A 25,681-nucleotide genomic window follows, 5' to 3' on the forward strand; every position below is an offset into this window, starting at 1 on the left:
CGACGACCCGGGTAGCCAACCGCCGACGCGCAACGGCACCGACGGGGGGCAACGGCGTGGGTTTCCGAAAGCGTGACGGTGAGCTGCCGGGCGACCCGCAGCACAGCGAGGACGAGGCCGGTCAGGTGCCGTTGGTGCAGGTCGAGGCGGACACCGAGGTCCCACCCCCGGACGACACCGACGTACGCCCGGACATCGTGACCGAGGACAACAGCTCAGGCATGACGGGCGGGTCGTCCGGCAGCAGTGGCGGCGGGTCGAGCATGCCCGGCCATCCGGACGCGGCTCGCTGACGCCCGGTCAGCGGCTGGTCAGCGCGGCCTCCCGCGCCTCGGTCATGCCCTTGTTGGCGAGCCCGTCGGCCCGCTCGTTCTCCGGATGCCCGTTGTGCCCCTTGACCCACAGCCAGGTCACCTGGTGCCGCTCGCAGGCCGCCTCCAGCCGCTGCCACAGGTCGGCGTTCTTCACCGGCTGCTTCGCGGCGGTCAGCCAACCGTTGCGCTTCCACGACGCCAGCCAACTGGTGATGCCGTTGCGCACGTAGGTGCTGTCGGTGTGCAACTCCACGGTGACCGGCCGGTTCAGGCTCTCCAACGCCTGGATGGCGGCCATCAGCTCCATCCGGTTGTTGGTGGTCGGGGTGGCCTCGCCGCCGCAGAGCTCCCGCTCGTGGTCGCCGTAGCGCAGCAGCGCACCCCACCCGCCCGGCCCGGGGTTGCCACTGCACGCCCCGTCGGTCCAGATCTGCACGCCCCTGCCGGCCGCCGCGTCCACCATGCCCGGCAACCTACCCGGCGGCGACATCGTCCGGCGCGGCACCCACCACGGCCGCCGGGATGGACGGCGCGGGCCGGGCGGGCCGCAGCCGGTCTCGGACGCGCTGCGCCGCGTCGCCGACGGTGGCGGCGATCATCGGCAGCAACCGGGTGGAATTCATGATCGCGATCTCCTCGGCGGGAGTGGTCACGCCGTCGAGGAAGCGCAGCACCCGCTCGGCCGGGTTGCGGTCGAAGAGCCGGTCGAAGAAGTCGGGGCCGCCGACCCCGCCCCGATCCAGGGCCCGCAGCGCCACCGCGTCCATCCAGCGGTGCCGGCGGGGGTAGGCCGGGGCGGGCACCGGCGCACGGCCGGCGGCGAGCGCGCGGGCCACCTGGTCGGCCTGGCGGTACATAGCCGAGAAGGTGAAGCCGGTGGAGGGACGGGTGGCGCCGCCGGCCGTTCCGAGGCGTACGACGCGGCGTGTCGGTCGGGCCGGGAACGGCGCGTCGGTCATCGGGATCACCCCGTTCTCCACCTCGCGCACCCGCAGCCCGGCCGCGTCCAGCCCGAGCAGGTCCCGGTACGCGGCCAGCGCCGTGTCGTACCCGGTGTCGGTGAGCAGGTCCGGCGAGAACTCGGTGTACTCGACCAGGGCGTAGCGGTCGCTCACCGGCAGCACGTACCCGAAGGAGACGCCCCGGGGCGGCTGCGGGGTGCGGAAGTCCATGAGCACCGCCCGCCGCGGGTCGAACACCGGCCGGTCGGCCTCCAGCCACCAACCGCGGAAGTGCTGCAACCAGGTGGTCCGCCCGGGTCTCGCCGGTGGGCGGGGGCGGGAGTCGAGCACCCAGCCGGCGCGGACGGTCTGCCCGCCGCCGGTACGCACCAGCACACCCGTGCCGTCGTCGGTCACCGTCTCGGCGGGAGCGACGATCCGGGTGGCGTCCAGGCGGCGCTCGGCCTCGGCAGCGGCGTCGTAGACCGGGCCGGAGCGCAGCATCGCGTACCGCAGGGGGGCCAGGTCAAGGACGCGACGCCGCGCCGGGGTGGCGACCTCGACCTGCTGCCAGCTCGCGCTGAGCATCGGGTCCAGGTCGCTGTCGGGGTGACCCCAGAACGCCCAGGTGCGGTCCTGGCCGCGTCGGCGCACCGGGTCGACGATGGCGATCCGCAGGTCGCGCACGCCGTGCCGGTCCAGTGCGGCGAGCAGCAGGGACGCGGCGCCGCCGCCGCCGAGCAGGGCGAGGTCGACGTCGAGCGGCGCGGAATCGGTCACCGCCCCACGCTGCCACACCGTCCCGCCCGGTCGCGCGTCGCCATCCGGCGCTCAGGGCACCGGTGCGGGTGGTTTCGGGTGGACACGTGACGGCAACGAAGAATTCTCATTTTCACCGGATCGAGGACCCAACCCACCTAGGGTTGGGCACACCGGTGCTCGTCACGGAGTTGGCCACCCGAACGACGTCCCACGCAGTCAGCGGACGAAAAGTGAGGGAAGACGCGTATGAAGGTCTCAACAGCACTCTGTTCGGCGGCGCTCGGCGTGGGCCTCGGCACGCTTCTGCTGCCGGGCGCCGCACTGGCCGACACTGTCGTGTCACCGGCCACCACCCCGGTCGGGGGGACTGTCGTGCTCACCGCGACGACCTGCAACCCGAAGTCGGGTGACGCCATCTTCCGCGTCACCGGGCCCAACCGCGACCAGAACGTCCGATCCACCACGGCCGCCGCCGGCGGCGGGCTGAGCGCCGAACTCTTCACCGCCGGATTCACCCTGGGCACCTACACGGTGGCCGCGACCTGTGGCGACGGCAGCTCGGCGGGCAGCGCGACGTTCACCGTCACCCCGATCGGCGGCGCTCCGGCCGGCTCCGGCGGCGACAGCCGCGACACCGGCGCCCTGGCCGCCGGAGGCACGCTGCTCGGCGCCGCCGCTGGCGGGGCGCTGATCCTGTACCGCCGGCGCCGCCCGGTGCCCACTGTCGCCTGACCGGCGGCCCGCTCCATCCCTGAGACGGGTGCCCGTGCCGGTGACACCGGCACGGGCACCCCGACGATCCGGAGGTCAGCACGTGTGGTGGCGGCGGACCCTACCGGCTGTGGTCGCCGTGGTCGGCCTGTCCGGCGTGGGACTGGTCACCGTCGGTCTCACCGGCGGCCCGGCACGGCCACCGCGACCGTCGGCCGACGCGCCGAGGCGCACCCACCCCGCACCGGACCTGGCGCCACTGAACCGCGCCGCGCCGGTACGGGTGCGGATCCCCGCCATCGACGTCCAGGCCGAGATCGTCCCGGTCGGCGTGGACGCCGCCGGGGTGCTGGAGGTGCCGCCACTGGACCGGCCCACCGTCGCCGGCTGGTACCGGCACGGGGCCAGCCCCGGCGAGACCGGCAACGCCGTCCTGGTGGGACACGTCGACTCCCCGGCCGGTCCGGCGGTCTTCTTCGACCTCGGCCTGCTCCGCGCCGGCCAGGAGATCCAGGTCACCCGGGCCGACGCCCGGGTCACCACGTTCACCGTGGACGGCGTCCAGGCGTACCCCAAGGACCGCTTTCCCAGCGGCCTGGTCTACGGCCCGGCGGACGCCGCCGGGCTGCGCCTGATCACCTGCGGTGGCCGGTTCGATGCCACGACCGGCAACTATGTGGACAACGTCGTCGTCTTCGCCACCCGCACGGCCTGACCAGCGCCTGCGGTCGGAGGTGCGGCAGGATGGCGGTGTGGGCAAGGGTGCGGGGCGCCGCCGGGCGGGCGCGACAGTGGGACAGGGGTGTCCGTGCGGATCTGGCCGGGCGTACGCCGATTGTTGTTCGCCGGTGCACGGCGGCGGCGCGCAGGCGCCCACCGCCGAGGCGCTGATGCGCTCCCGGTTCAGCGCCTTCGCCCTCGGTGACAGCGGCTACCTGCTGCGCAGCTGGCACTCCTCGACCCGGCCGGCCCGGCTGGAACTGGACCCGGGGCAGCGGTGGACCCGGCTGGAGATCGTCGAGACCGAGCGGGGCGGCCTGCTCGACGCCACCGGCACGGTGACGTTCCACGCTCACTACCGGGCCGCCGGCCAGCCCGGCACGATGATCGAACGCAGCCGGTTCGTCCGCGAAGACGGCCGTTGGGTCTACCTCGACGGCGATCAGCCCTGACGCTGGAAGGCACCACTGGAGTCGAACGGAGACCACCGATGACCCTGACGTTCATCAACCTGCCGGTGCGCGAACTGACCACCGCCGCCGAGTTCTACCGGGCGCTCGGTTTCAGCAGCGACCAGGCCGGGCCGGAGGGGGACAGCATGGCGCTCACCGTCACCGACAGCACCCGGCTGATGCTGCACGTCCGGTCGGCCTTCGAGAGGTACACGGGGGTCGCGGCCACGGACACGGAGAGCAGCCGGGAGGTCGTCGTGGGGATCTCCGTCGCGAGCCGGGAACGGGTCGACGAACTGGTTGACCGGGCGGTGGTGGCCGGCGGCGAGCCGCTCGGCTCGGGGACGGACAGCGGGCCGATGTACATGCGCGGCTTCCGGGACCTCGACGGCCACCAGTGGTCGTTCCTGCACCTGGCGAGCTGAGCGAACGTCGCCCGACCGGTCAGTCCGGGCCGCGCGCCCCGGCCGCGACGACGCCGGTGGGCACGGCCGCTCGGCGGCGGCGGCGAACCAGCACCAGAGCCATCACGAGGTACGCCCCAGCCACCACCGCGAACGCCACCGCGTTACCGGCCGCCGTGGCGACGAGGCCGTAACCGGCGTACGTCACGATGATCAGCACGTCGGTGGCCATCCCGGCCAGCGAGGTGACCGTGGCCCGACTGCTGCCGGTGATGCTGGCCTGCAATCGCGCGTCGGCGAGCACGGTGGCCAGTTGCGCGGCCCCGAACGCCACCGCGAGCAGCACGAACCCGGCCGGGTGCCCGGTCAGGGCGCCGCCGGCCAACGTGACGCCGACCAGGCCGAGCAGCGCGGCGTAGCCCCGGACGCCCAGCCGCTCCCCCGCCGGGGCGAGCAGCCCGCCGATGGTCACCCCGGCCCAGAGCAGCAGGAGCAACAGCGGCACGGTCGGCGCCCCGACGCCGGTGTCCAGTGCCAGCAACGGGGTGTACTCGTCCAGCGCACCCCAGTCGGCGGCCACCACGGCGACCAGCAGCACGGCGGCCCGCACCGGTGGACGTGTGCGGACCTGCGTCACGCCCGCCCGCACCGTGCCCCACCAACCCAGGTCGCCCTCGTCGCAGTCCGGGGTGGACGGCGACAGGCCGGACGGCGACGGGCCGGACGGGTGCGGGCGGTGCTCGGGAAACCGTAGGGCGACCGCGCTGGCGAGCAGACAGGCGAGCACGCTGGCCGCGCCGACCGCCGGGTAGCCGCCAGCGGCGAGCACCGGGCCGGCGAGCACCCCGGTCACCACCACGCCCAGCACGCCGGCCGTCCGCGCCCGACCGAGCACCCGGGCGTACCGGCCGGCCGCGCCGAGCCGGTCCAACTCGGTGAAGACCAGCGCCTCCAGGGCGCCGGAGACCAGCGCCGCCCCGGCGCCCCAGAGCAGGAACCCGACCGCGAACGCCGGGTACGACGGGACCAGCACCCAGAGCGCGTACCCGGCGGCGGTGACCAGCGGGGCGAGACACAGCAGCAGCCGGCGGGACACCACGTCGGCCCAGGCGCCCGACGGCACCTCGAACACGATGCCGGCGGCCGACCAGATGACGAAGAGCGACGAGACCTGCCCCACCGACAGGCCGGTGTCGGCGAAGAGCACCACGTACAGCGGGTAGAGCAGGACGAGGTCACTGAGGAACGCGTACCCGTAGAGGGTGACCGTCAGGCGGCGGACCGCCGGGTCGGGCACGCGCGAGGCGAGGTGAGTCATGGGGCCTTCCCGTGGGAGTGGACACGGACACCGGACGTGCGGTGCCCGTGGCGGCCCACGGGATCGGCCTACGGCACTGGATCAATGTCGCCAGGTCATGTCGGCGATGCTAGACCGGCCGGGCCACGCCGGCCAGCGCTTTCGGCATGCCGGAGGCGACGAGAAGGGGCGGGATCCGCACGGATCCCGCCCCGCCGTCCGGCTGCCGGTCAGCGTCGCTTCGGGTCCACCGGCGGGAGAACCGTGGTGGTCTCGGCGTCGTCACTGGTGCGCTGCCCGGGCACCGCGCCGCTGACGACCTGGGTCGTGTCGCCGTCGGTGGACGGGCGCACCACCTGGGTCGTGTCGGCGTCCGTCGATGGGCGCACCACCTGTGTGGCGTCCGGGTCGGTCGGCCGGGCGACCACCTGGGTCGCTTCCGGGTCGGTCGGCCGGGTCACGATCTGGGTGGACTCCGGGTCGGCCGGGAGGGTCACCACCTGGGTGGACTCCGGGTCGGAGGCGGCGGCCCTCGGCCGTGCCAACTCGGCCTCGGCGTCACGGCGACCGGCCCGGTAGGCACGGGCGTGCGCGGCGATCTGCTGCGACTCCTGCTCGGCGCGGGTCAGCCAGGACTCCCAGCGGCCCTGCATCGGCCGGATCAGCCCACCGCCGACCCCGACGACGAGGATGCCGCCCACCGTGGCCAGCACGGCGATCAGTACGGGCGTGGTGACCGCGGTCGCCACACCGATCTGGTTCAGCGCGGCGATGACGCCCAGGCCGAGGATGAACACCGACGCGATGGTGGCCAGCACCCGACCGTACGACAGGCCGCCGAGCGCGCCGCCGATGAGATCCTTGACGGCGTTGGCGATGGCTGCCGCGACCACCACGATGACGATCGCGACGAATGCCCGGGGCAGCCAGGAGATGACGCCGGCGATCAGGTCGGAGACCGGGTTCGGTCCCCAGATGCCGAAGGCGATCTGGAGGGTGACCAGCAGCAGCCCGTAGTAGACGAGCTTGGCGACGAGGTCGCTGGCGTCGTACCGGGAGCGGCTCAGCGCCCGGCGGATGCCGCCGCGCTCGACGGCGCGGTCGAAGCCCACCCGCTCCAGGACCTTGTCCACGATCTTGCGCACGGCCTTGGCGATCAGCCATCCGGCCACCAGGATCGCCACGAAGGCGACGGCCTTGGGCAGGAAAAGCATCACCGAGCGCAGGGCGTCACCCACCGCATCGCTGACGTTGTCTCTCATCGGGTCTCCTCCACGCGTGGCAGCCGGACGGTCGGCCCCCGACCTACCCCCACCGTCACATTCGGAAACGCCACCACCCAGCGATGTGATCGAGGAGTGCGCGGGCTCTAGCGCACGGCCACGCCTTGGCAATATCCTCCGTGGCGAGTGCGGCCACTGGAGCTAGTTTTCATCCCCGCCGCAGCCGCAGGAGGAGATGTCATGCACGTCGACCATTCCGAAGTGGACCGCCGGACGCTACTGCGGGCCGGTCTCGGCGCCGCCACGGTCGCCGTGGTCGGGAGCGAACTCGCGTTCCCGAGCGCCGCGCAGGCCAGCCCCGGCGCCGACCTGGACTGGATCATCAGCTGCGACGAGTGGGACGCCCGCCCGCCGAAGGACCCGCTGTCGGTCAGCGCCATCGCCACCAACAAGATCATCGTGCACCACATGGCATTTCCGAATGTCACCGACTACTCCCGCGAGCAGGCCGTGAAGCTGGCACACGACTGCCAGGACCTGCACATGGACGGCAACGGATGGTCGGACACCGGCCAACACTTCACGGTCAGCCGGGGCGGTTACGTACTGGAGGGCCGCCGGGGCAGCCTGGAACGCCTCGAGGCCGGCGACCGGCAGATGATCTCGGCGCACTGCCCGGGCGAGAACGGTCGGGCTATCGGGATCGAGAACGAGGGCACCTACGTCACCGAGACTCCGCCGCAGGCCCTGACCGACTCACTGGTCAAGCTCTGCGTCGCCGTCTGCCGGCAGTACGGTCTGCACGCGCACGACATCTTCGGCCACTGGGACTTCCGCACCACCGAGTGCCCGGGAGCCGCCTTCTACCGGGAGTTCCCGGCGCTGCGCCGACGGGTGTTCGCCGCCCTCGGCACTCGGCTGGGGGACGTGCCGGCACGCCGCTGGCCGGACCTGTGGCGCTTCGTCAACTCCCCGTCGGTCCGCGTGGTGCAACACCTGCTCGCGTTCCGCGGCTACCCGGTGACGGTCAGCGGCACGTTCGACGCCGCGACCGTGGCCGCCGTGCAGGACTGGCAGGCCCGCAACGGCCTCCCGGTGGACGTCGACGCCACCCTCACCGCGCCCACCTGGGAGACCCTGGTGCCGGAGCTGGACCAGCACGCCGCCGGCCCGCCGGTCACCGCCGTGCAGGAAATCCTCGCCACCAAGGGGTACGCGGTCACCGTCACCGGGGCGTACGACCACGCCACCCGCCGTGCCGTGCAGGACCTCCAGGGGCTGCACGGGCTGCCCCGCAACGGCAAGCTCAGCACCAGCACGTGGTGCACGGTCGTCGGCGGGACGGTCCGCCAGTCGTTCCAGCACCGCTGATCCGCGCGAGGGCGGCGCGAACCCGCGCCGCCCTCGGCCTCGGCCTCGGCCGAGCGTGTCAGCGGCCTGAGCAGGGCGCTCTCGCCGTCGCGCCGGTTTGGCCGGAGGCGCAGACGGAAAGAGTGCCGGCATGAGATGGGCCCGTCGAGCCGTACCTGTCGTCACCGCCGCCGTCGCCGCGCTCGCCGCACGCGACCTGATCCAGCGCGACCACGCGCTGCTGCGCAACTTCCCGGTGCTCGGCCGCGCCCGGTACCTGCTGGAGGCGATCGGGCCGGAACTTCGGCAGTACATCGTGGCCGGCAACAACGAGGAGCGGCCGTTCACCCGCGACCAGCGCCGCTGGGTGTACGCGTCGGCGAAACAGCAGAACAACTACTTCGGCTTCGGCACGGACAACGACATCGAGTACACCCCCGGCTACCCGATCATCAAGCACCGCACGTTCGGCCGGGCCGTGCCACCGTCCACTCCCACCGCCGGGCACGACGTGCGGCTGCCCTGCGCCAAGGTGCTCGGCGCGGCCCGGGGACGCGCCCGCGCGTTCCGGCCGGAGTCGGTGGTCAACATCTCCGGGATGAGCTTCGGCTCGCTCTCCGGCAACGCCATCGCCGCGTTGAACAAGGGTGCGGCGCTCGCCGGATGCCTCCAGAACACCGGCGAGGGCGGCCTGTCGCCGTACCACCGCAACGGCGGCGACCTGGTCTTCCAGCTCGGCACGGCGTACTTCGGCTGCCGCGACGAGCACGGCCGCTTCAGCCTCGACCGGCTGAAGGACCTGGTCGTCGGCGCTCCGGTCAAGGCGTTGGAGATCAAGCTGAGCCAGGGCGCTAAGCCCAGCCTCGGCGGGCTGCTGCCTGGTGCGAAGGTGTCCGCCGAGATCGCCGCCACCCGGGGCATCCCGGCCAGGCAGGACTGCGTCAGCCCGTCCCGGCACGCCGAGTTCTCCGACTGCGACAGCCTGCTCGACTGGGTGGAACTGCTGGCCGCCGAGACGGGCCTGCCGGTCGGCATCAAGTCGGCGGTCGGCGACCTGGGCTTCTGGGAGCAACTGGCCACCCTGATGCGGGACACCGGCCGGGGCGTCGACTTCGTGACGATCGACGGCGGCGAGGGCGGCACCGGCGCCGCACCGCTGATCTTCACCGACTCGGTGTCGCTGCCGTTCCAGCAGGGCTTCTCCCGGGTCTACAAGGTCTTCGCCGAGCACGACCTGCACGAGCGGGTGGTGTTCGTCGGCGGCGGCAAGCTCGGCCTGCCGGACAACGCGATCGTGGCGTTCGCGCTCGGCTGCGACCTGGTCAACGTCGGCCGGGAGGCGATGCTGTCGATCGGCTGCATCCAGGCGCAGAAGTGCCACACCGACACCTGCCCCACCGGCGTAGCGACGCAGAACGCATGGCTGGCCCGGGGCCTGGACCCGGCGTCGAAGTCGCACCGGGCGGCCAACTACCTGCGGACGCTGCGCCGGGACCTGACGACGGTCGCCGAGGCGTGCGGTGTGGAACACCCCGGCCTGATCGGTACGGACGCCGTGGAGATCCTGGACGGCCGCACCGGCTCCACCCCACTGCACGAGGTGTACGGCTACCAGCCGGACTGGGGCCTGCCCTCCCCCGCCGATCAGGCGGAGATCATCCGGCTGATGGTCCCGGAGGCGCCCCAGGGCGGTAGTGCCCCGCCGTCAGCCACCGCCGTCGGCTGAGGTCCCGGGCTGGCCTCCCCTGGCGCAGCCCCAGCCTGACCTCACTCGATGCCCGGAGCCGAAGCCGTGGGCCTGGCCGTAGGCGCGGGCCTGGCGCGCGAAGTTTCTCCCACCCGGACCGGCCCCTCGTGGTGCTGATCGGCGACCGTGGGCGCGGGCGAAGCCGTGGCCGAGGGCGCGGCCGAAGGCGTAGGCGTGGCCGGGGCCGGGGCCGGGGGTGAGGCCGGGAGCGGGGGCGGGGTTCCCCCCGTGAGCTTGATGTCTCTGAGACATTTTGATGCCTCAGAGACATCAGCCGTTTTAGCGGTACCTCCCCCACCCAGCCGGGCTCGGCTCCAGGCAGCCGCCCGGGTGCACGGCCGCCCACACGATGACGCCCGATAAACACGTGGAGCCGTCGACACAGGGTGCCTATGGTGGCGCGGTGCTGATCAGACGCGAGACACCCGCCGACGTCGACGCCATTCGGGCGGTGCACTCCGCTGCCTTCGCCAAGGCCGACGGTGACGGGGTACCGGTCGAGGCGACGCTGGTCGACGCGCTGCGCGCCGACGAGGGCTGGCTGCCCGCGTACTCCCTGGTGGCGACCGATTCGGACGGCCAGGTGGTGGGGCACGTGGTGGCCACCCGGGGTCGGGTGGCCGGCCAGCCGGTGGCGCTCGGGCTGGGACCGGTCGGTGTGCTGCCCGGGTGGCAGCGGCGCGGGGTCGGTAGCGCGTTGATGCACGCGGTGCTCGGCGCGGCCGACGCGCGGGACGAGCCGCTGGTGGTGCTGCTCGGGCACCCCGACTACTACCCGCGTTTCGGGTTCCGACCCGCCGTCGAGTTGGGCGTCACCCCACCGCAGCCGTGGGGGCCGCAGTACTTCATGGCTCGACCGCTGCACGCGTGGAACGAGTCGATCCGGGGCGAGTTCCGTTACGCCAGCCCGTTCGACGACCTGTGAACCCACCGCGCATCCGGCGGCGGCGCGCCACCGACCTGGACGGCTGCGTCGCGGCGCTCGCCGAGGTTCACCGGGTCGACAGGTACCCGCTGAACTGGCCCGCCGACCCGCACCGCTGGCTCCGCGAGCCGCACCCGGCGCGGGCCTGGGTCGCCGTCGATGATGACGCTGCCGTCGTGGGCCACATCGCCGTGCATCGGGTGCCCGACCCGGCGGGCGGGCCGCTGGCCCAGCCGACGGCCGAGGTGGCTCGTCTCTTCGTAGTGCCAAAAGCCCGGGGGTTGGCGCTGGGCAGCGCGCTGCTGGACCGGGCCCGCCAGTGGGCGGACAAACGCGCAACGGACCTGGTGCTGGAGGTGGCCTCCGGTGACACCGCGGCCGCTGCGCTGTACGAGCGCGCAGGATGGCGGTGTGTCAGCACCAGCACGGCACCATGGACCGCTCCTGACGGCGGCCCGGTGTCGCTGCGCCACTACACGCTGCGTCACCGCGCGCCGGGCTCCGACGTCGGACTGGCCAGCGCCGCGAGGCGACGGGCGAGCAGCCCCGCGGCCTCGCGCAGCTCGGGAGGCTCCAGCACCTCGACCTCGTAGTTCAGGCGGGCGACGTGCGCGGCGATCCAGTCCAGGCTCTCCCCGCCGACGACCAGCACACACCACCCGTCGCGGTCGTCCTCGACGCGGCCCACCTGGGGCGGCACCAACTCCCGCACCCGGTCGGGCGGGGCGTGCACCCGGAGCCGGGCGAGATACCGGTACGGCGCCTCGGTCACCGACCGTTGCACGAAGGCGACCGGGTCCGGATGCTCGCCCGCCCGGAAGCGCCAGGTCGTCGCCACCGCGGTCCGCATCCGATCCAGGCGGAACGTGCGCCAGTCGTCGCGGTCGACGTCCCGGGCCATCAGGTACCAGCGGCGGCCGGTCGTGACCATCCGGATCGGCTCGACCGTGCGTTCCCGCTCCCCACCGGCCCGTCCGGCGTAGGTGAACCGCACCCGCACGGCGTCGCGACAGGCTCGCGCGAGCGTCACCAGCAGTTCCGCGTCGATCTCGGGCACCGGGCCGATGAGCGTCTCCGTGGAGTTGTGCACCGCCCGCACCTCGGCCCGCAGCCGCGACGGCATCACCTGGTCGAGCTTCGCCAGTGCCCGTAGGGCTGCCTCACCCGCCCCGGCCACCGTGCCGCCCGAGGCGAGCCGCAGGGAGACCGCCGTCGCGATCGCCTCCTCGTCGTCGAGGAGCAGCGGCGGCAGCCGGGTGCCCGCGCCGAGCTGATAGCCGCCGCCGACACCGGGGGCCGCGTGCACGGGATAGCCGAGCGCCCGCAGTCGCTGCACGTCGCGGCGTACGCAGCGGCCGGTGACCCCCAGCTCGGTGGCGAGCTCGGCGGCCGTCCAGGACAGCCGCCGCTGCAGCAGCCCCAGCAACCGCAGCACCCGCTCGGTCGTCCCCTCGACGGTCACCCGCCGATGGTTGCACACATTGCGGAACGATCCTGTCCGCGATCCGGGGGAGGCTGGGATCATGACCGACCAGACCAGGAAACAGGGAGCTGCCATGGCCCGCGACATGCAGATCACGTTCGACTGCGCCGACCCGGCCGGCTTGGCGACATTCTGGACCGAGGCGCTCGGCTACCAGGTGCAGGGCCCGCCCGGAGACTTCGCGTCATGGGAGCAGGCGCTGGAGGCGATGGGAGTGCCCCCGGAGAACCGTAACGACGCCTCGGCGGTGGTCGATCCCGACGGCTCGGGGCCGCGTCTGTTCTTCCAACGGGTTCCGGAGCACAAGCAGGTGAAGAACCGCGTCCACATCGACGTGCGGGCTGCTCCCGGGCTTGAGGGTGACGAGCGGATGGGGGCCCTGGAGGCGGAGGCCGAGCGACTCGTCTCGCACGGCGCCACACGGCTCAGTCGCCACGAACCCGCTCCCCCGCTGGGCGCCGGCCACATCATCATGGCCGACCCCGAGGGCAACGAATTCTGCCTCGACTGACCGGGCGTTCGCCCAGCTCACTGCCATGACGGCCGGACGCCATGCGAACATATGTACGTGTCACCCGGGGCCAGCATCCTGCACGCCGACCTGGACGCCTTCTACGCGTCCGTCGAGCAGCGTGACGACCCACGCCTGCGCGGGCGGCCGGTGATCGTCGGCGGCGGCGTGGTGCTCGCGGCCAGCTACGAGGCGAAGGCACGGGGCGTCCGCAGCGCGATGGGCGGCCAGCAGGCGCGTCGTCTGTGCCCGGACGCGATAGTGGTGCCGCCCCGGATGTCGGCGTACACGCGGGCCAGCCGGGCGGTGTTCGAGATCTTCCGGCAGACCACACCGCTGGTCGAGGGGCTCTCCATCGACGAGGCGTTCCTCGATGTGGGCGGCCTGCGCCGGCTGGCCGGGGCGCCGGCCGACATCGCCGAGCGGCTGCGCCGGGAGGTCCGCGACCAGGTCCACCTGCCGATCACGGTGGGTGTGGCCCGGACGAAGTTCCTGGCGAAGGTGGCCAGCGGGGTGGCGAAGCCGGACGGGCTGCTGGTCGTCGCGCCGGACGCCGAGTTGGCGTTCCTGCACCCGCTGCCGGTGGAACGGCTCTGGGGCGTCGGCCCGGTCACCGCCGCCAAGTTGCGCGAGCGGCGGATCCGTACCGTCGGGGAGGTGGCCCGCCTCGGCGAGGCGGCGCTGGTGTCCCTGCTCGGCGCGGGCGCCGGCCGGCACCTGCACGCCCTGGCCCACAATCGCGACCCGCGGGCGGTGCAGGTCGGCCGACGGCGCGGCTCGATGGGCGCGCAGCACGCGTTGAGTCGTACCCCGCACGCGCCCGCGGAGTTGGACGCCATCCTGGCGGGCCTGGTGGACCGGGTCACCCGGCGGATGCGGGCGGCCGGTCGATCCGGGCGCACGGTGATGCTGCGGCTGCGCTTCGGTGACTACACCCGGGCCACCCGCTCGCACACCCTGGGCAAGGCGACCGCGGACACGACACCCCTGCTGGCCGCCGCGCGGGCGCTGCTGCGGACGGCGCTGCCGGAGGTCGGCCGGCGGGGCGTCACGCTGATCGGCGTGTCGGTGGGCAACCTCGACGACAACCCTGTTCAACCGGAGCTGCCGTTCGACGCCACCCCCGGAGCCGACCTGGACGCCGCGGTCGACGCGGTCCGTGACCGGTTCGGGTCGACGGCGCTCACCCGCGCGGTGCTGCTCGGCCGGGACCCGGGCGTCGAGATGCCGCGGCTGCCAGATTGACCGGTCCGCGTGCTTTTCCACCTGCTCAAGCTGCGATCGGAGACACATCACAGCAGGTCGGCGGTTTAGCCAGCGGCTGACAGGTGACCCTTGGGGGGTACAGCCTGACAAGGGGGGACCCACACGATGTCCGACGACACCAGCAACCGACCGAGCCGTCGCACCGAACGCCCGCACGACGTGACCGACCCTCTGCTCTGGCAGTTGGCGGTGGATGTGCTCAGCGCCCACGAGCCGGACGACGAGGGTCTCTGCCGCAACCTCCAGTGCGCCGGGCAGTCCTGGCCGTGCGCGGCCCGCAACGGCGCCGAGCAGTCGCTGCGCCTGTCCCGTAGCAACCACGACTCGGCCGAGGCTCCCATCGACGGCGGCGCGGACCGTCCCGGGGAGACCGCCGTGCCCGCCCCCCGCTGGGGCTGGAACGCCGGCCCGGCGGCGTCGCAGCGAGGGCCGAAGGCGTCCGTCTCGGCGGCGTGACGGCGGCCCGCACGGGCATCCGGGCTGACAGCACGACACACACGAACGCTCGGCCGGTGACCCGGCCGAGCGTTCGTGTGTGTCAACCGTCAGAGGCTGAGCCGCTGACCCGGGAAGATCAGACCCGGGTCGGCACCGACCAGCTGCCGATTGCGCTCGTACAGGGCCTGCCAGCCGCCGGCCTGCCGGTGGCTCTGCGCGATCTCGGACAGCGTGTCGCCCGGCTTCACCACGTACGTGTCGCCACTGGCCGCCGGGGTGGTGCGCTCGTGGTTGCGGGTCGCCGGCTGCTCGCCGCGCGACGACCGCTCCTTTGGCTTGGTGGTCTTGTCGGACTTCGACGACTTCGAGGTGGACTTCGTCGACTTCGTGGCGGAGCCGCTCGACGAGCCGCCCTTCTTGCCGCAGGTCGGCCACGCGCCGATGCCCTGCCCCTTGAGCACCTTCTCGGCGATGGCGATCTGCTCGCCGCGGCTGGCCAGGTCGGCGCGGGCGGCGTACTTCTTGCCGCCGTAACCGGCCCAGGTGCTCTGCGCGAACTGCAGACCGCCGTAGTAGCCGTTACCGGTGTTGATCTTCCAGTTGCCACCGGACTCGCACTTGGCGATCGCGTCCCAGTTGACCGCGGCCTGCGCCGGGGCCGCCGGCCCGAAGAGCGCGACGGCGCCGGTGACCGCGCCGACGGCCAGGGTGCCGACGGCGAGGCGGCGGGTGGTGACCCGTCGATGACGGGGGGTGTAGACAGACGTCATGGTGAGCTTCCTCCACGCCGGCGAGGTGAGCTGTCGGGTTCGGGCCGAGGAGCCCGGCCGCGCGGTGGCGGCTTCACCCCGAGGTGACGATGCACCGAGGAACGTTGGGTCCCCCGCTCCTGCCCGGGTGACTGGGTTCCGACGACCGGGGGCAGGATTTGGCGTTGCCGGCCGTGGTGTCCGCTGTGGCGAACCCGACCGACGTTAGGCACGGTCGATGACGATCGCCCAACCGCTGTGAAGTTCTTCACCGGGCCACGCTGAGCGGCCCGCTCAGCGGTTGCGAACCCCGCTGACCTGTGAAGTGACCACGATGGACCGTTTCCGATCAGGTCGACTGAAGCGGCCGGCGGCGCCCGACTGTTCGGGCGGCCGCCGGCCGGGGAAAACGGTCTACAGGGTACGGGCCAGCCGATCGGCGAGCGTCCGGGTGAAGCGGGCCGGGTCGGCCAGGTCGCCGCCCTCGGCGAGCACCGCCAGGCCGTACAGCAGCTCGGCGGTTTCGGTGAGGGTTTCGGCGGAATCGCCCTGCTCGTGGGCCTTACGGAGCGCGGCGACCAGAGGATGACCGGGATTGATCTCCAGGATGCGCTTCGTCGATGGGATCTCGTGCCCCATCGCCCGGTACATCTTCTCCAGGGTCGGCGTGAGGTCGTGCGCGTCACCCACCACACAGGCCGGTGAGGTGGTGAGCCGCGACGACAGGCGGACCTCCCGGACGCTGTCGGCCAGGGTGGTGCCCAGCCAGTCCACCAGCGCCGCGAACTCCTGCCGCTGCTGCTCGCGCTCGGCCTCGGCCTGCTGCTTCTCCTCGTCGGTGTCCAGGTCGACCTCACCCTTGGCGATCGACCGCAACGGCCGGCCGTCGTACGCGCCGACCCGCTCGACCCACACCTCGTCGACCTGATCGGTGAGCAGCAGCACCTCGTGGCCCTTGGCCCGGAACGCCTCCAGGTGCGGGGAGTTCTCGATGGTGGCCCGGGAGTCGCCGGTGGCGTACCAGATGTCGCTCTGGCCGTCCTTCATCCGGGACACGTAACCGGCCAGGTCGGTGGGCTCCGCCGGGTCGTGGGTGGAGGCCACCGACAGGATGTCCAGCAGGGTGTCGCGGTTGTCGGTGTCGTCGATCAGGCCTTCCTTGACCACCGCGCCGAACTCGGTCCAGAAGGTCCGGTAGCGCTCGGCGTGGTTGGCCTTGAGGTCCTTGACCGCGGCGAGGACCTTCTTCACCAGGCGGCGGCGGACGATCTGGATCTGCCGGTCCTGCTGGAGGATCTCCCGGGAGATGTTCAGCGACAGGTCGTGCGCGTCGACCACACCCTTGACGAAGCGCAGGTAGGTCGGGACGAGCGCCTCGCAGTCGTCCATGATGAACACGCGCTTGACGTAGAGCTGGACGCCTCGGCGGCCCTGCGGGGAGAACAGGTCCAGTGGGGCGTGGCTGGGCAGGAACAGCAGCGCCTCGTACTCGAAGGTGCCCTCGCCCTTCATGTGCACGACCTCGAGCGGGTCGGCCCAGTCGTGGCTGACGTGCTTGTAGAACTCGTTGTACTCGGCGGCGTCGACCTCGTCGCGGGGCCGCGCCCAGAGCGCCTTCATCGAGTTGAGGGTCTGCACCTCGCTGGTGGCGTCCGCGCCGTCGGCGCCGGGGCGCTCGACGGTCATCCGGATCGGCCAGGCGATGAAGTCGGAGTATCGCTTGACGATCTCCCGGATGGTCCACTCGGCGGTGTAGTCGTGCAGGTTGTCCTCGGTGTCGGCCGGCTTGAGGTGCAGCGTCACCGTGGTGCCCTGCGGCGCCTCGTCGACCGTCTCGATCGAGTACGTCCCCTCGCCGGTGGACTCCCAGCGGGTGCCGCCGGTCTCGCCGGCCTTGCGGGTCAGCAGGGTGACCCGGTCGGCGACCATGAACGCGGCGTAGAAGCCGACGCCGAACTGCCCGATCAGGTCCTGCGAGGCGCGAGCGTCGGCGGACTCCCGCAGTTGGCGCAGCAACTCGGCGGTGCCGGACTTGGCGATCGTGCCGATCAGCTGGACGACCTCGTCGCGGGTCATCCCGATGCCGTTGTCCCGGACGGTCAGGGTGCGGGCGTCCCGGTCGACCTCGATGGTCACGTGCAGGTCGTCGGTGTCGGCGACGAGGTCCTTGTCGACCATCGTGGCCAGTCGCAGTTTGTCCAGTGCGTCGGACGCGTTCGAGATGAGTTCCCGCAGGAAGACGTCCTTGTTCGAATAGATCGAGTGGACCACCAACTGCAGGAGCTGACGCGCCTCGGCCTGGAACTCCAACGTCTCGGCCTGGTTGCTCACACCGTCTCCCTTCTCGGCTCGTGCGGAGGTTCGCGCACAGGATACGAGTCGTCACCGGTTGGGTCGTGCCCGCGTCCGGGTCATATTCCCGATCCAGGAGGGCGACTCTCGTGACCTACCTGACTTTGCCCAACAGAAGTCAGGTCGGCTAGCGTGACGCCCATGAAAATCGCTGGAAGCACCGCCCTCGTCACCGGCGCCAACCGCGGCTTCGGCCGGCACCTGGCCGCCGAACTCGTCGCCCGCGGCGCGACCGTCTACGCCGGCGCCCGCAACCCGGACACCGTCGACCTGCCCGGCGTGACGCCGGTGCGCCTCGACATCACCGACCCCGCCTCGGTCACCGCCGCCGCCCAGCTCGCCGGCGACGTGAACCTCCTGATCAACAACGCCGGCATCGACTCCGGAACCAACCTGCTCGACGGCGACCTGGACCTCGTCCGACTCGAACTGGAGACCCACTACCTGGGCACCCTGTCGATGATCCGGACGTTCGAGCCGGTCATCGTCGGCAACGGCGGCGGGACGATCCTCAACGTGCTCTCGGTGCTGTCCTGGGTGAATTTCCCAAGGCACGCGGCCTACGGCGCCGCGAAGTCGGCCGAGTGGGCGATGACCAACGCGCTGCGCGCCCAGCTCGCCGAGCGGGGCGTCCGGGTCGCCGGCCTGCACGTCGGTTACATGGACACCGACATGGCCGCCGCCGTCACCCAGCCGAAGTCCGACCCGGCGGTCATCGCCCGGATCGGGGTGGACGGCATCGAGTCCGACGCGTACGAGATCGTCGCCGACGACATCAGTCGGCAGGTCCAGGCCGGGCTCGCCGGCGGGGTGGGCGCGCTCTACCCGCAACTGCCCTGACCCGTGACGGCGACGGGCCGCCGCCGGGAACACCGGCGACGGCCCGTTTGACGGGGTACGCGGTCAGCTCGCCTGCAGCGTCACGTCGTCGATCACGAAGCTGGTCTGCAGGGACGAGTCCTCGGTGCCGGTGAACGTCAGCGTCACCGTCTGCCCAGCGTACGCGGCCACGTTGAGCGTGCGCTGGACGTAACTGCTGGAGGCGTTGAGGTTCGAGTACGTCGCCAGCGTGGTCGAGCCCATCCGCACGGTCAGCTTGTCGTACGCCGTGGAGCTGGTGGTCTCGGCGGTGTCGATGCGCGTCCAGAACGACAGCGTGTAGCTGGCGCACCCGGCCGGCACGGTCACCGACTGGGACAGGGTCTCGGTGCGGGTGCTGCCGTACCCGTTGAGCCACGCCTTGTACGACCCGGTCCGGGCCGGCTTGCTACTGGAGTTGGTGATCACCCCGGAGGACGCGGTCCACGGCGTGGTGCCACTCTCGAAGCCGCCGTTGCCGATCACCTGACCACCGGCGCAGCCGCCGGTGCCGGTCACCGTCAGGGTGAGGCTGGCGGTGCGGGTGACCGAGCCGGTGCCGGTGACCGTGATGGTGAAGGTGCCGGTCGCCGCGCTGGCCGACGCGGTCAGGGTCATCGTCGACGAGCCGCCGGAGGTCACCGAGGACGGGCTGAAGGAGACGCTCACCCCGCTGGGCGCCCCGGAGGCGGACAGGCTCACCGACTGCGCCGACCCGGAGGTCGTGGCGGTGGTCACCGTGGCGGTGGTGCTGGCGCCCCGGGCCACGGTACGGGTGGTGGGGCTGACCGCGACGGAGAAGTCGTTGGTCGGCGTGCCCCCGCCCACAGCCAGCTCCCACAGCGCGTACGCGACGCCGTCGGCCGCCCGGTTCAGCACCGTGGCGCTGACGTTCGCGGTGGTGTCACAGGCACGGTGGTAGCAGGGGTCGTACGCGGAGTTGGCGGTGCCACCCCACTTGGCCGCCTGGGCGCTGGTCTTGCGGGCGCTGGCGCCCGCCGCGTAGCCCGAGGTGGGGATGCCGGCCTGCTGGAAGTAGTAGTCGTCGGAGCGGCCCTGGCCCTCGACGTTCTCCTCCGGCTGCAACCCCAGCGAGTCCCAGTACGCCTTCAGCGGCGCGGCCGTGGTGGACGTGACCCGGTTGATGAAGTAGCCGCCGTTGGTCGACCCGACCATGTCGAAGTTGTAGTAGCCCTTGATGTAGCCGCGCTGGGTGGTGTTGAGCGAGTTGACGTAGAACCGGGAGCCGTTGAGCCCCTGCTCCTCGTCGGTCCACCAGGCGAACCGGACCTTCTTCGTCATGGTCGGGTTCTGCGCGGCCAGGACCAGGGCGTTCTCCAGCAGGGCGGACGAGCCGGTGGCGTTGTCGTTGATGCCCGGGCCGGCCGAGACGCCGTCCAGGTGGGCGCCGAACATGACCACCTGGTCGGTCGGGCCGCCGGGCCACTCCGCGATGAGGTTGTTCGAGGGGTACGTGCAGCTGGAGCAGTACTGCTCGGTGACGGTGTAGCCGGCCGTCTGGAGCTTGTTCTTCACATAGTTGAGCGAGGCCGTGTAGCCGGCCGAGCCGGCCCGCCGGTGGCCGCCGTTGCTGCTGGCGATGGAGCCGAACTGGGTCAGGTGCGCCTGGACGTTGGTGATGGAGATGTCCGGCGCTGCCAGGACGGCTGCTGACGCGGCGATCGGCCGGGCCGCTGCCGTTCCGGTGGTGGGTGACGCGGTTGCCGGCTGGGCGGCCAGCGTCACCGTCCCGGCGAACACGGTGAGCGCGATTGCCGCGCTCAGCGTTCTGCCTCTCATAGGGGCTCCTCGGGGGTTGGAGAGATACCGAGACAATTACAGATATCTATTCCGTAGGCATCGGTCGTTCGTCCCAACCCCACCGGCTCGACGCCGGACATACCACCACGCAGCCGCCCGCCGGTATCACCAACTCGCGCCTCCTCCCCCGGGCCGAGCACCCGCGAGCCCACACCCGCCCGGCAGTGGGACAGGCGGGTGCCGACGTCGGCACAGGTGAGGGGAGGTGCCAGGATGGGTACGTACCACCAGCAGGGGTCATCAGGCCCGGAACGGGGGCTTGCGATGAGGCCGGGTCGAGCGTGAAACGACCCAGCAGGGACCTGTTCACCGACGGTGGTGACACCGGCCGGCTCATGGCGGAGCTGGACTGGGCCGCCACCCCGCTGGGCCCGGTGGCCGGCTGGTCGCAGAGCCTGCGGGCCGCCGTCCGGATGGTGCTCTCCTCCCGCTACCCCATGCTGCTGCTCTGGGGTGAAAGCTTCACCGAGCTCTACAACGACGCGTACGCGGCGCTGATCGGCGACAAGCACCCCGCCGCGCTCGGCGACGACGTTCGGGTGACCCTCGCCGAGGGCTGGGACGTCCTCGGCCCACTGGTCCACCAGGCCATGGCGACCGGGGTGGCGAGCTGGGTGCCCGCCCTGCGGGTGCTGCTGGAACGCGCCGGCTACCGCGAGGAGGCGCACTTCAGCGTCTCGCACGCCCCGGCCCGCGACGACGACGGCCGTACGGTCGGCGTGCTGACCGTGTGCAGCGAGGTCACCGAGCAGGTCGTCGGCGAACGGCGGCTGCGCCTGCTGCGCGACCTGTCCCTGGGCGGCGACGGGCGCACCGTCGACGTGGACGCCACCTGCGCCCGGCTGATCGACGCGATCGGCGGCCACCCACTGGACGTGCCGTTCGCCGCGATCTACCTGCGCGACGGGGCGGTGCTGCGACGGATCGCCTGCGTCGGCGGCGAGCCGGGTCACTCCACGGTGCCGAAGGTGCTGCCGGACGCCGTGGAGCTTGCCGACCCCGGCCCGGCCGTCCGCGTCTGGGGCCTGCCGGACGCCGCCAGAGGTCGGCCTACCGAGGTGGCCGGAATCGCGGACCGCCTGCCCCTGCCCGCCGGCCCGTGGGGCGACCCGGTCCGCACCGCGCTGGCGCTGCCGCTGCCCTCAGCCGCCGAGGGCGAGCCGCTCGGCGTCCTGCTCGCCGGCGTCAGCCCCAACCGCAAGCTGGACGAGGCGTACCGCTCCTTCTACCAACTGCTGGCCCAGCAGGTCTCGGTGGCGGTGCGCAACGCGCGGGAGTACGAGCAGGAGCGACGTCGGGCCGAGGCGCTGGCCGAACTGGACCGGGTGAAGACGGATTTCTTCACCAACGTCAGCCACGAGTTCCGTACCCCGCTGACCCTCATGCTCGGCCCCCTCGCCGACGCCCTCAGCGACTCCGCCGCGCCGCTGGCCCCCGTGCAGCGGGAGCGGGTGGAGACCGCATGGCGCAACGCCACCCGGCTGTTGACACTGGTCAACAGCCTGCTCACCTTCTCCAGCCTGGAGGCCGGACGGGCACGCAGCGAGGCCCGCATGGTCGATCTCGCCGCGCTCACCGCCGAGCTGGCCGGCGTGTTCCGGGCGGCCGTGGAGCGGGCCGGCCTGACGCTCGACGTCGACTGCCCGCCGCTGCCCCGGCCGGTGACGGTGGACCCGGTCAACTGGGAGCGCATCGTCACCAACCTGCTGTCCAACGCCCTGAAGTACACGTTCATCGGGCGGATCCGGGTCGCCGTGGACGCCGACGACGACGAGGTACGCCTCACCGTCGCCGACAGCGGCATCGGGATCGCCGACCACGACCTACCGAAGCTCTTCGAGCGCTTCCGCCGGGTGCAGGGCGCCCGCTCGCGCAGCTACGAGGGCACCGGCATCGGCCTGGCCCTGGTCCAGGAGCTGGCCCGGTTGGAGGGCGGCGAGATCCGGGTGACCAGCCGGGTGGGTGTCGGCACCACCTTCACCGTCGCCCTGCCCTGGGCGGCGGCACGGCCCACGGCCATGACCGGGCCGGCGCCCAACGGGCAGGGCGCCGCGGCACACGCCGCCGTCCACGACGCGACGAGCTGGCTCACCGACCCGGACGGCGGCGTCGCGGAACCCGCCGCGGTGTCCGGGCCGGAGACCGACGAACTGGCCGGGGCGCGGATTCTGGTGGCCGACGACAACAGCGACATGCGGGCGTACCTGAGTCGGCTGCTCACCGGCCAGGGCTGGCGGGTGCGGTCGGTCACCGACGGGCAGCAGGCCCTCGACGCGATCCACCGCGAGCCGCCCGACCTGGTGCTCACCGACGTGATGATGCCGGTGCTGGACGGCTTCGACCTGGTCCGCCGGCTGCGCGCGGACGAGGCGACCAGGGCGCTGCCGGTGCTGGTGCTCTCGGCGCGGGCCGGCGAGGAGGCCAGCGCGGCGGGTCTGAACCTCGGCGCCGACGACTACCTGGTGAAGCCGTTCGCCGCGGCGGAGCTGATCGCCCGGGTCCGGGCCGCCATCCGACGCGCCCGCGCCCACCGCGACCCGGCCGGCGGCCCGGCATCGGCGCCACTCGGGGACGCCCCCGTCGCGCCGGCACCGGCGCTCGCGGAGCCCACCCCGACCGCACCGGCTGCCAACCCGGCCGGCGTCGCCGCCGGTGGGCTGAACGACGCCGCGTCCGTGGTCCCGGAGGCCGACCGGTCCGGGCTCGGTGGCACGGTCGACGTCCGGTGGGCGTACCCGTCGGCGCCCACCTCGGCGTCGGCGATGCGCCGTGACGTCCGGCAGGTGTTGGGTGACCTGGACGTCGACCCGGACGTGCTCGCGGACCTGCTGCTCGCCGCGTCGGAGGCGATGAACAACGCCGTCGAGCACGCGCAGCGGCCCAGCCGCCCCGAGGTGCGGGTCCGGCTCCGGGTGGGCGACGGCCTGGTCCGCATCTCGGTACGCGACTTCGGCACCTGGCGGGACCGCCGCCCGGCCATGGACCGGGGCCGCGGCGCGCTGCTGATGAACGCCTACGGCGACGTGCGGATGGTCTCCACCGGCGAGGGCACGACGGTGACGATCGAGCGCCGGCTGGATGCCCAGGCCTGAGGGCCGGGTCCACCGCTCGACGGTCGGCGCGTCACAGCCGCCGGTTCTTGGCGTCGCGGGCGATGATGCCGTCCAGCCGGTCCCCCGGTGTCAGCTCCGCCGGGTCGAACCAGAAGATCACCACCTGCTTGTCGACGCTCCAGTGGGCCAGCCGGGCGCTGACCTGCCGGCCGTCCACGGTGCCGACGACGTGGTGCGCCGGGCCGACGAAGTAGCCGAAGGTGGGCACCGGCGCGTCCGCGCCGCGCTCGTCGTACCCGATCTGGTGGAACCCGGGGCGACGGTCGTCGCCCTCGACGTCGTTGACCAGGATGTCCGTGGTCACTGTGCCGTCCGGAGCGCGCCGGCCGGCGGCCAGCCCGATGCTCACCCGGGGCTGGCCGGGCACGCTCACCGTGACGACGTAGTAGACCCGCTGCTCGGTGCCGTGTCGGATCCCGCTGTCGACGAGGAGTCCCAGCGGCTTCGGGGTGTCGCTGGCCATCGTCGTCGGCGGCGGTGGCTCGGGCGAGGTCGACACGGTCGGCGAGACGCCGACCGGCAGCGGAGCGACCGCGACCGGCGGCGGTCGCTCGACCGTCGGCGGGTCGCCCGGCCGGATGCCGACCGCCACCGCGGCGATCACGGCGACCAGCCCGGCCGCCAGCGTCGCCGCCCCGGCTCCGGCGACCCGGCGGCGGGTCCGCAACCGCCGTCCCTCGCGCATGATGACCGTCAGGTCGAGGTGGGCGTCGGGGCGCTCGGTCGCCCGCATGGCGTCGCGCAGCCGGTCGACCTCGCTCATCGGCACGCCGTCTCGTTGTCGGCCGCCCGCGACTGGGTCGCGCGCAGCTTCTCCAGGGCCCGTGAACTGGTGCTCTTCACCGTGCCCACCGAGATGTCCAGTTCCTGGGCCACCTGCGCCTCCGGAAGGTCGAAGTAGTAGCGCAGCACGATGATCGCCCGCTCCCGGGGGCTGAGCGCGCCGAGGATGGCCGTCAGCCAGCGCCGGGTCGCCACCTCGTCGGCCACGTCGGCCCGCCGCTGCTCGGGGACCTCCTCGGTCGGGTACTCCCGCAGGGGACGCCGCCACCCGTCCACCAGATGGTTGAGCAGGGTGCGGCGGGCGTACCCGTAGGCGTCGTCGGCGCGGATCCGCGACCAGGACGCGTACGTGCGGACGAGCGCGGTCTGCGCGGCGTCCTCGGCCTGGTGGTGGTCGCCGGTCAGCAGGAACGCGGCGTGCACCAGCCGCGCGGACGCCGCTCGCGCGAACTCGACGAACTCCGCGTCACCCCGGGCCACGCCGACCCCTCCCCCGTGCCACACCGTTACCGACGGACGGGGCCGGCAAAAAGTTGCGTCTGCGCGAGATCAACTTTTCGAGGGGGTCCACTCGTCTTATCTCCCGCGTGACGCCAGAGCGGCGTGCGAGGGGAGAGACATGTCGACGAAGGCTACCCGCCGGGTGCGGGCCGCCTCAGCGGTGGCGCTGCTGGTCGTGGCGTTGCTGACCGGCTGTGGACTGCCGGCGGCCGGGCAGCCCGCGGCCGAACCGGCCGGGACCGCGCCGACCATCGGTGGCCCGCCGCCGGCCGGGCAGGGCACGACCGGCCGGCCACCGGTCGCCGCCGCGAGCGCCAGTGCCGCGCCCGTCGCCATCAGCTATCCCGCCACCGGCCGGGGCGGTTGGTCGGTGGCGGCGGCCGAATCCACCACCGGGCACGGCACCAGCGGGCGGTTGCTGCGCTACCGGGTCGCCGTCGAGCGCGACATCCGCGGCCTGCCGGTGGCCGACGTCGCCACGGCGATCTCCGCGACGTTGAACGACCCGCGTGGGTGGACGGCCGGCGGCACGTGGCGGTTGCGCCGGGTGGGCGCCGACGCCACGGCTGACTTCACCATCTATCTGGCGACCCCCGGCACCCGCGACGACCTGTGCCAGGACGTCCCGGACGGCTACACCTCGTGCCGCAACGGCGGTCGCGTGGTGCTCAACGTGGCGCGCTGGGTCGAGGCGGTGCCGGGCTACGGCGCGAGCCTGGCCACCTACCGCCAGTACATGGTCAATCACGAGGTCGGGCACCGGCTCGGCCTGGGCCACGAGCGCTGCCCGGGGCGGGCACGGCCGGCGCCGGTGATGCAGCAGCAGACGCTGGGGCTGCACGGCTGCACGGCCAACGCCTGGCCGTACCCGGATGGCCCGGACCGCTACGCCGGGCCGGTCGGGGCGTACCGCGACGAGATTCCGCCGCGCGAGGGCGCACGGCCGGCGCACTGAGCGGG

The 25,681-nt window shown here is 72.7% G+C and carries 25 protein-coding genes and 1 riboswitch; of the genes, 15 read left to right on the forward strand and 10 right to left on the reverse strand.

Features of this window, described 5'->3' with window-relative positions; translation table 11 throughout:
• Nucleotides 1–56: 56 nt before the first annotated feature.
• Nucleotides 57–293: a preprotein translocase YidC gene (locus tag ABZ780_RS21840; protein WP_357001927.1), complete on the forward strand. Its 237-nt coding sequence runs from the start codon at nt 57–59 to the stop codon at nt 291–293.
• Nucleotides 294–300: 7 nt separating this feature from the next.
• On the opposite strand, the gene rnhA is transcribed toward ABZ780_RS21840, so the two are convergent.
• Nucleotides 301–777 carry a ribonuclease HI gene (gene rnhA / locus ABZ780_RS21845; protein ID WP_357001930.1) on the reverse strand — a complete coding sequence of 159 codons (477 nt, stop codon included), beginning with the start codon at nt 775–777 and terminating at the stop codon, nt 301–303.
• 10 nt (nt 778–787) lie between these two features.
• Entirely contained in the window at nt 788–2,035 is a 1,248-nt protein-coding gene (locus ABZ780_RS21850; protein ID WP_357487186.1) for a lycopene cyclase family protein, read from the reverse strand.
• 228 nt (nt 2,036–2,263) lie between these two features.
• On the opposite strand from ABZ780_RS21850, the gene ABZ780_RS21855 reads away from it, so the two are divergent.
• The 4 genes from ABZ780_RS21855 (at nt 2,264) to ABZ780_RS21870 (ending at nt 4,325) form a co-directional block, all read left to right on the forward strand.
• On the forward strand, nt 2,264–2,749 hold the full coding sequence (locus ABZ780_RS21855; RefSeq protein WP_357001936.1) for a hypothetical protein: 486 nt from the start codon (nt 2,264–2,266) through the stop codon (nt 2,747–2,749).
• 109 nt (nt 2,750–2,858) lie between these two features.
• On the forward strand, nt 2,859–3,443 hold the full coding sequence (locus ABZ780_RS21860; RefSeq protein ID WP_357487187.1) for a class F sortase: 585 nt from the start codon (nt 2,859–2,861) through the stop codon (nt 3,441–3,443).
• Nucleotides 3,444–3,480: 37 nt separating this feature from the next.
• A complete protein-coding gene (locus ABZ780_RS21865) occupies nt 3,481–3,900 on the forward strand; it encodes a YchJ family protein (RefSeq protein WP_357001941.1) in 420 nt (139 codons plus the stop codon).
• 38 nt (nt 3,901–3,938) lie between these two features.
• On the forward strand, nt 3,939–4,325 hold the full coding sequence (locus ABZ780_RS21870; RefSeq protein ID WP_357001943.1) for a VOC family protein: 387 nt from the start codon (nt 3,939–3,941) through the stop codon (nt 4,323–4,325).
• 19 nt (nt 4,326–4,344) lie between these two features.
• Here ABZ780_RS21870 and ABZ780_RS21875 read toward each other — a convergent pair whose 3' ends face one another.
• On the reverse strand, nt 4,345–5,622 hold the full coding sequence (locus ABZ780_RS21875; protein WP_357001946.1) for an MFS transporter: 1,278 nt from the start codon (nt 5,620–5,622) through the stop codon (nt 4,345–4,347).
• 209 nt (nt 5,623–5,831) lie between these two features.
• Nucleotides 5,832–6,863, reverse strand: a complete 1,032-nt coding sequence (locus tag ABZ780_RS21880; RefSeq protein ID WP_357487188.1) for a hypothetical protein — start codon at nt 6,861–6,863, stop codon at nt 5,832–5,834.
• A gap of 201 nt (nt 6,864–7,064) precedes the next feature.
• Here ABZ780_RS21880 and ABZ780_RS21885 point away from each other — a divergent pair, with 201 nt between their 5' ends.
• The 4 genes from ABZ780_RS21885 to ABZ780_RS21900 all read left to right on the forward strand — a co-directional run bounded on the left by ABZ780_RS21885 (nt 7,065) and on the right by ABZ780_RS21900 (nt 11,439).
• Complete coding sequence (locus ABZ780_RS21885) at nt 7,065–8,195, forward strand: N-acetylmuramoyl-L-alanine amidase (protein WP_357487189.1); 1,131 nt, start codon at nt 7,065–7,067, stop codon at nt 8,193–8,195.
• A gap of 130 nt (nt 8,196–8,325) precedes the next feature.
• Nucleotides 8,326–9,900: an FMN-binding glutamate synthase family protein gene (locus tag ABZ780_RS21890; protein ID WP_357001953.1), complete on the forward strand. Its 1,575-nt coding sequence runs from the start codon at nt 8,326–8,328 to the stop codon at nt 9,898–9,900.
• A 424-nt stretch (nt 9,901–10,324) separates the two neighbouring features.
• Nucleotides 10,325–10,846, forward strand: coding sequence for an N-acetyltransferase (locus tag ABZ780_RS21895; RefSeq protein ID WP_357487190.1), 522 nt, complete (start codon nt 10,325–10,327; stop codon nt 10,844–10,846).
• Entirely contained in the window at nt 10,843–11,439 is a 597-nt protein-coding gene (locus ABZ780_RS21900) for a GNAT family N-acetyltransferase (RefSeq protein WP_357487191.1), read from the forward strand. Before ABZ780_RS21895 ends, ABZ780_RS21900 begins: the two co-directional genes overlap by 4 nt.
• On the opposite strand, the gene ABZ780_RS21905 is transcribed toward ABZ780_RS21900, so the two are convergent.
• Nucleotides 11,331–12,308, reverse strand: a complete 978-nt coding sequence (locus ABZ780_RS21905; protein WP_357487192.1) for a YafY family protein — start codon at nt 12,306–12,308, stop codon at nt 11,331–11,333. The two genes, ABZ780_RS21900 and ABZ780_RS21905, sit on opposite strands and share 109 nt — an antisense overlap.
• Nucleotides 12,309–12,402: 94 nt before the next feature.
• Between ABZ780_RS21905 and ABZ780_RS21910 the strand changes: the two genes are divergently transcribed.
• The 3 genes from ABZ780_RS21910 (at nt 12,403) to ABZ780_RS21920 (ending at nt 14,562) form a co-directional block, all read left to right on the forward strand.
• Nucleotides 12,403–12,840, forward strand: a complete 438-nt coding sequence (locus tag ABZ780_RS21910) for a VOC family protein (protein ID WP_357002804.1) — start codon at nt 12,403–12,405, stop codon at nt 12,838–12,840.
• 57 nt (nt 12,841–12,897) lie between these two features.
• Nucleotides 12,898–14,085, forward strand: a complete 1,188-nt coding sequence (dinB, locus tag ABZ780_RS21915; RefSeq protein WP_357487193.1) for a DNA polymerase IV — start codon at nt 12,898–12,900, stop codon at nt 14,083–14,085.
• A 126-nt stretch (nt 14,086–14,211) separates the two neighbouring features.
• The gene (locus tag ABZ780_RS21920) at nt 14,212–14,562 is read left to right on the forward strand and encodes a hypothetical protein (protein WP_357487194.1); all 351 of its coding nucleotides are present in this window, start codon (nt 14,212–14,214) and stop codon (nt 14,560–14,562) included.
• 89 nt (nt 14,563–14,651) lie between these two features.
• Here ABZ780_RS21920 and ABZ780_RS21925 read toward each other — a convergent pair whose 3' ends face one another.
• Both ABZ780_RS21925 and htpG read right to left on the reverse strand, forming a co-directional pair.
• Complete coding sequence (locus ABZ780_RS21925; RefSeq protein ID WP_357487195.1) at nt 14,652–15,314, reverse strand: transglycosylase family protein; 663 nt, start codon at nt 15,312–15,314, stop codon at nt 14,652–14,654.
• A 1-nt stretch (nt 15,315) separates the two neighbouring features.
• Nucleotides 15,316–15,488: riboswitch (cyclic di-AMP (ydaO/yuaA leader) on the reverse strand.
• A gap of 219 nt (nt 15,489–15,707) precedes the next feature.
• Nucleotides 15,708–17,624, reverse strand: a complete 1,917-nt coding sequence (htpG, locus tag ABZ780_RS21930) for a molecular chaperone HtpG (protein WP_357487196.1) — start codon at nt 17,622–17,624, stop codon at nt 15,708–15,710.
• Nucleotides 17,625–17,786: 162 nt separating this feature from the next.
• Between htpG and ABZ780_RS21935 the strand changes: the two genes are divergently transcribed.
• Nucleotides 17,787–18,485, forward strand: coding sequence for an SDR family oxidoreductase (locus ABZ780_RS21935; protein WP_357487197.1), 699 nt, complete (start codon nt 17,787–17,789; stop codon nt 18,483–18,485).
• Between the two features lie 63 nt (nt 18,486–18,548).
• On the opposite strand, the gene ABZ780_RS21940 is transcribed toward ABZ780_RS21935, so the two are convergent.
• Nucleotides 18,549–20,303 carry a M28 family peptidase gene (locus ABZ780_RS21940; protein ID WP_357487198.1) on the reverse strand — a complete coding sequence of 585 codons (1,755 nt, stop codon included), beginning with the start codon at nt 20,301–20,303 and terminating at the stop codon, nt 18,549–18,551.
• Nucleotides 20,304–20,605: 302 nt separating this feature from the next.
• Between ABZ780_RS21940 and ABZ780_RS21945 the strand changes: the two genes are divergently transcribed.
• Nucleotides 20,606–23,416 carry an ATP-binding protein gene (locus ABZ780_RS21945; protein ID WP_357487199.1) on the forward strand — a complete coding sequence of 937 codons (2,811 nt, stop codon included), beginning with the start codon at nt 20,606–20,608 and terminating at the stop codon, nt 23,414–23,416.
• A gap of 31 nt (nt 23,417–23,447) precedes the next feature.
• On the opposite strand, the gene ABZ780_RS21950 is transcribed toward ABZ780_RS21945, so the two are convergent.
• Together ABZ780_RS21950 and ABZ780_RS21955 are read right to left on the reverse strand one after the other, a co-directional pair.
• Complete coding sequence (locus tag ABZ780_RS21950; RefSeq protein ID WP_357002806.1) at nt 23,448–24,200, reverse strand: hypothetical protein; 753 nt, start codon at nt 24,198–24,200, stop codon at nt 23,448–23,450.
• Complete coding sequence (locus ABZ780_RS21955; RefSeq protein ID WP_357001981.1) at nt 24,197–24,700, reverse strand: SigE family RNA polymerase sigma factor; 504 nt, start codon at nt 24,698–24,700, stop codon at nt 24,197–24,199. The genes ABZ780_RS21950 and ABZ780_RS21955 overlap by 4 nt, the downstream gene beginning before the upstream one ends.
• Nucleotides 24,701–24,839: 139 nt before the next feature.
• Between ABZ780_RS21955 and ABZ780_RS21960 the strand changes: the two genes are divergently transcribed.
• On the forward strand, nt 24,840–25,676 hold the full coding sequence (locus ABZ780_RS21960; protein ID WP_357001983.1) for a DUF3152 domain-containing protein: 837 nt from the start codon (nt 24,840–24,842) through the stop codon (nt 25,674–25,676).
• The last annotated feature ends 5 nt before the right edge of the window (nt 25,677–25,681 follow it).

The sequence above is a fragment of the Micromonospora sp. NPDC047467 genome, assembly GCF_040643095.1.
Lineage (GTDB): Bacteria > Actinomycetota > Actinomycetes > Mycobacteriales > Micromonosporaceae > Micromonospora.

What these genes read in the sequence shown, in the direction of transcription:
- ABZ780_RS21935 (WP_357487197.1), top strand. Translation starts at nt 17,787, where the DNA reads ATGAAAATCGCTGGAAGCACCGCCCTCGTCACCGGCGCCAACCGCGGC.
- ABZ780_RS21875 (WP_357001946.1), bottom strand. Translation starts at nt 5,622, where the DNA reads ATGACTCACCTCGCCTCGCGCGTGCCCGACCCGGCGGTCCGCCGCCTG.
- ABZ780_RS21855 (WP_357001936.1), top strand. Translation starts at nt 2,264, where the DNA reads ATGAAGGTCTCAACAGCACTCTGTTCGGCGGCGCTCGGCGTGGGCCTC.
- ABZ780_RS21940 (WP_357487198.1), bottom strand. Translation starts at nt 20,303, where the DNA reads ATGAGAGGCAGAACGCTGAGCGCGGCAATCGCGCTCACCGTGTTCGCC.
- ABZ780_RS21925 (WP_357487195.1), bottom strand. Translation starts at nt 15,314, where the DNA reads ATGACGTCTGTCTACACCCCCCGTCATCGACGGGTCACCACCCGCCGC.
- ABZ780_RS21885 (WP_357487189.1), top strand. Translation starts at nt 7,065, where the DNA reads ATGCACGTCGACCATTCCGAAGTGGACCGCCGGACGCTACTGCGGGCC.
- ABZ780_RS21910 (WP_357002804.1), top strand. Translation starts at nt 12,403, where the DNA reads ATGGCCCGCGACATGCAGATCACGTTCGACTGCGCCGACCCGGCCGGC.
- ABZ780_RS21870 (WP_357001943.1), top strand. Translation starts at nt 3,939, where the DNA reads ATGACCCTGACGTTCATCAACCTGCCGGTGCGCGAACTGACCACCGCC.
- ABZ780_RS21920 (WP_357487194.1), top strand. Translation starts at nt 14,212, where the DNA reads ATGTCCGACGACACCAGCAACCGACCGAGCCGTCGCACCGAACGCCCG.
- rnhA (WP_357001930.1), bottom strand. Translation starts at nt 777, where the DNA reads ATGGTGGACGCGGCGGCCGGCAGGGGCGTGCAGATCTGGACCGACGGG.
- ABZ780_RS21880 (WP_357487188.1), bottom strand. Translation starts at nt 6,863, where the DNA reads ATGAGAGACAACGTCAGCGATGCGGTGGGTGACGCCCTGCGCTCGGTG.
- ABZ780_RS21960 (WP_357001983.1), top strand. Translation starts at nt 24,840, where the DNA reads ATGTCGACGAAGGCTACCCGCCGGGTGCGGGCCGCCTCAGCGGTGGCG.
- ABZ780_RS21890 (WP_357001953.1), top strand. Translation starts at nt 8,326, where the DNA reads ATGAGATGGGCCCGTCGAGCCGTACCTGTCGTCACCGCCGCCGTCGCC.
- ABZ780_RS21950 (WP_357002806.1), bottom strand. Translation starts at nt 24,200, where the DNA reads ATGAGCGAGGTCGACCGGCTGCGCGACGCCATGCGGGCGACCGAGCGC.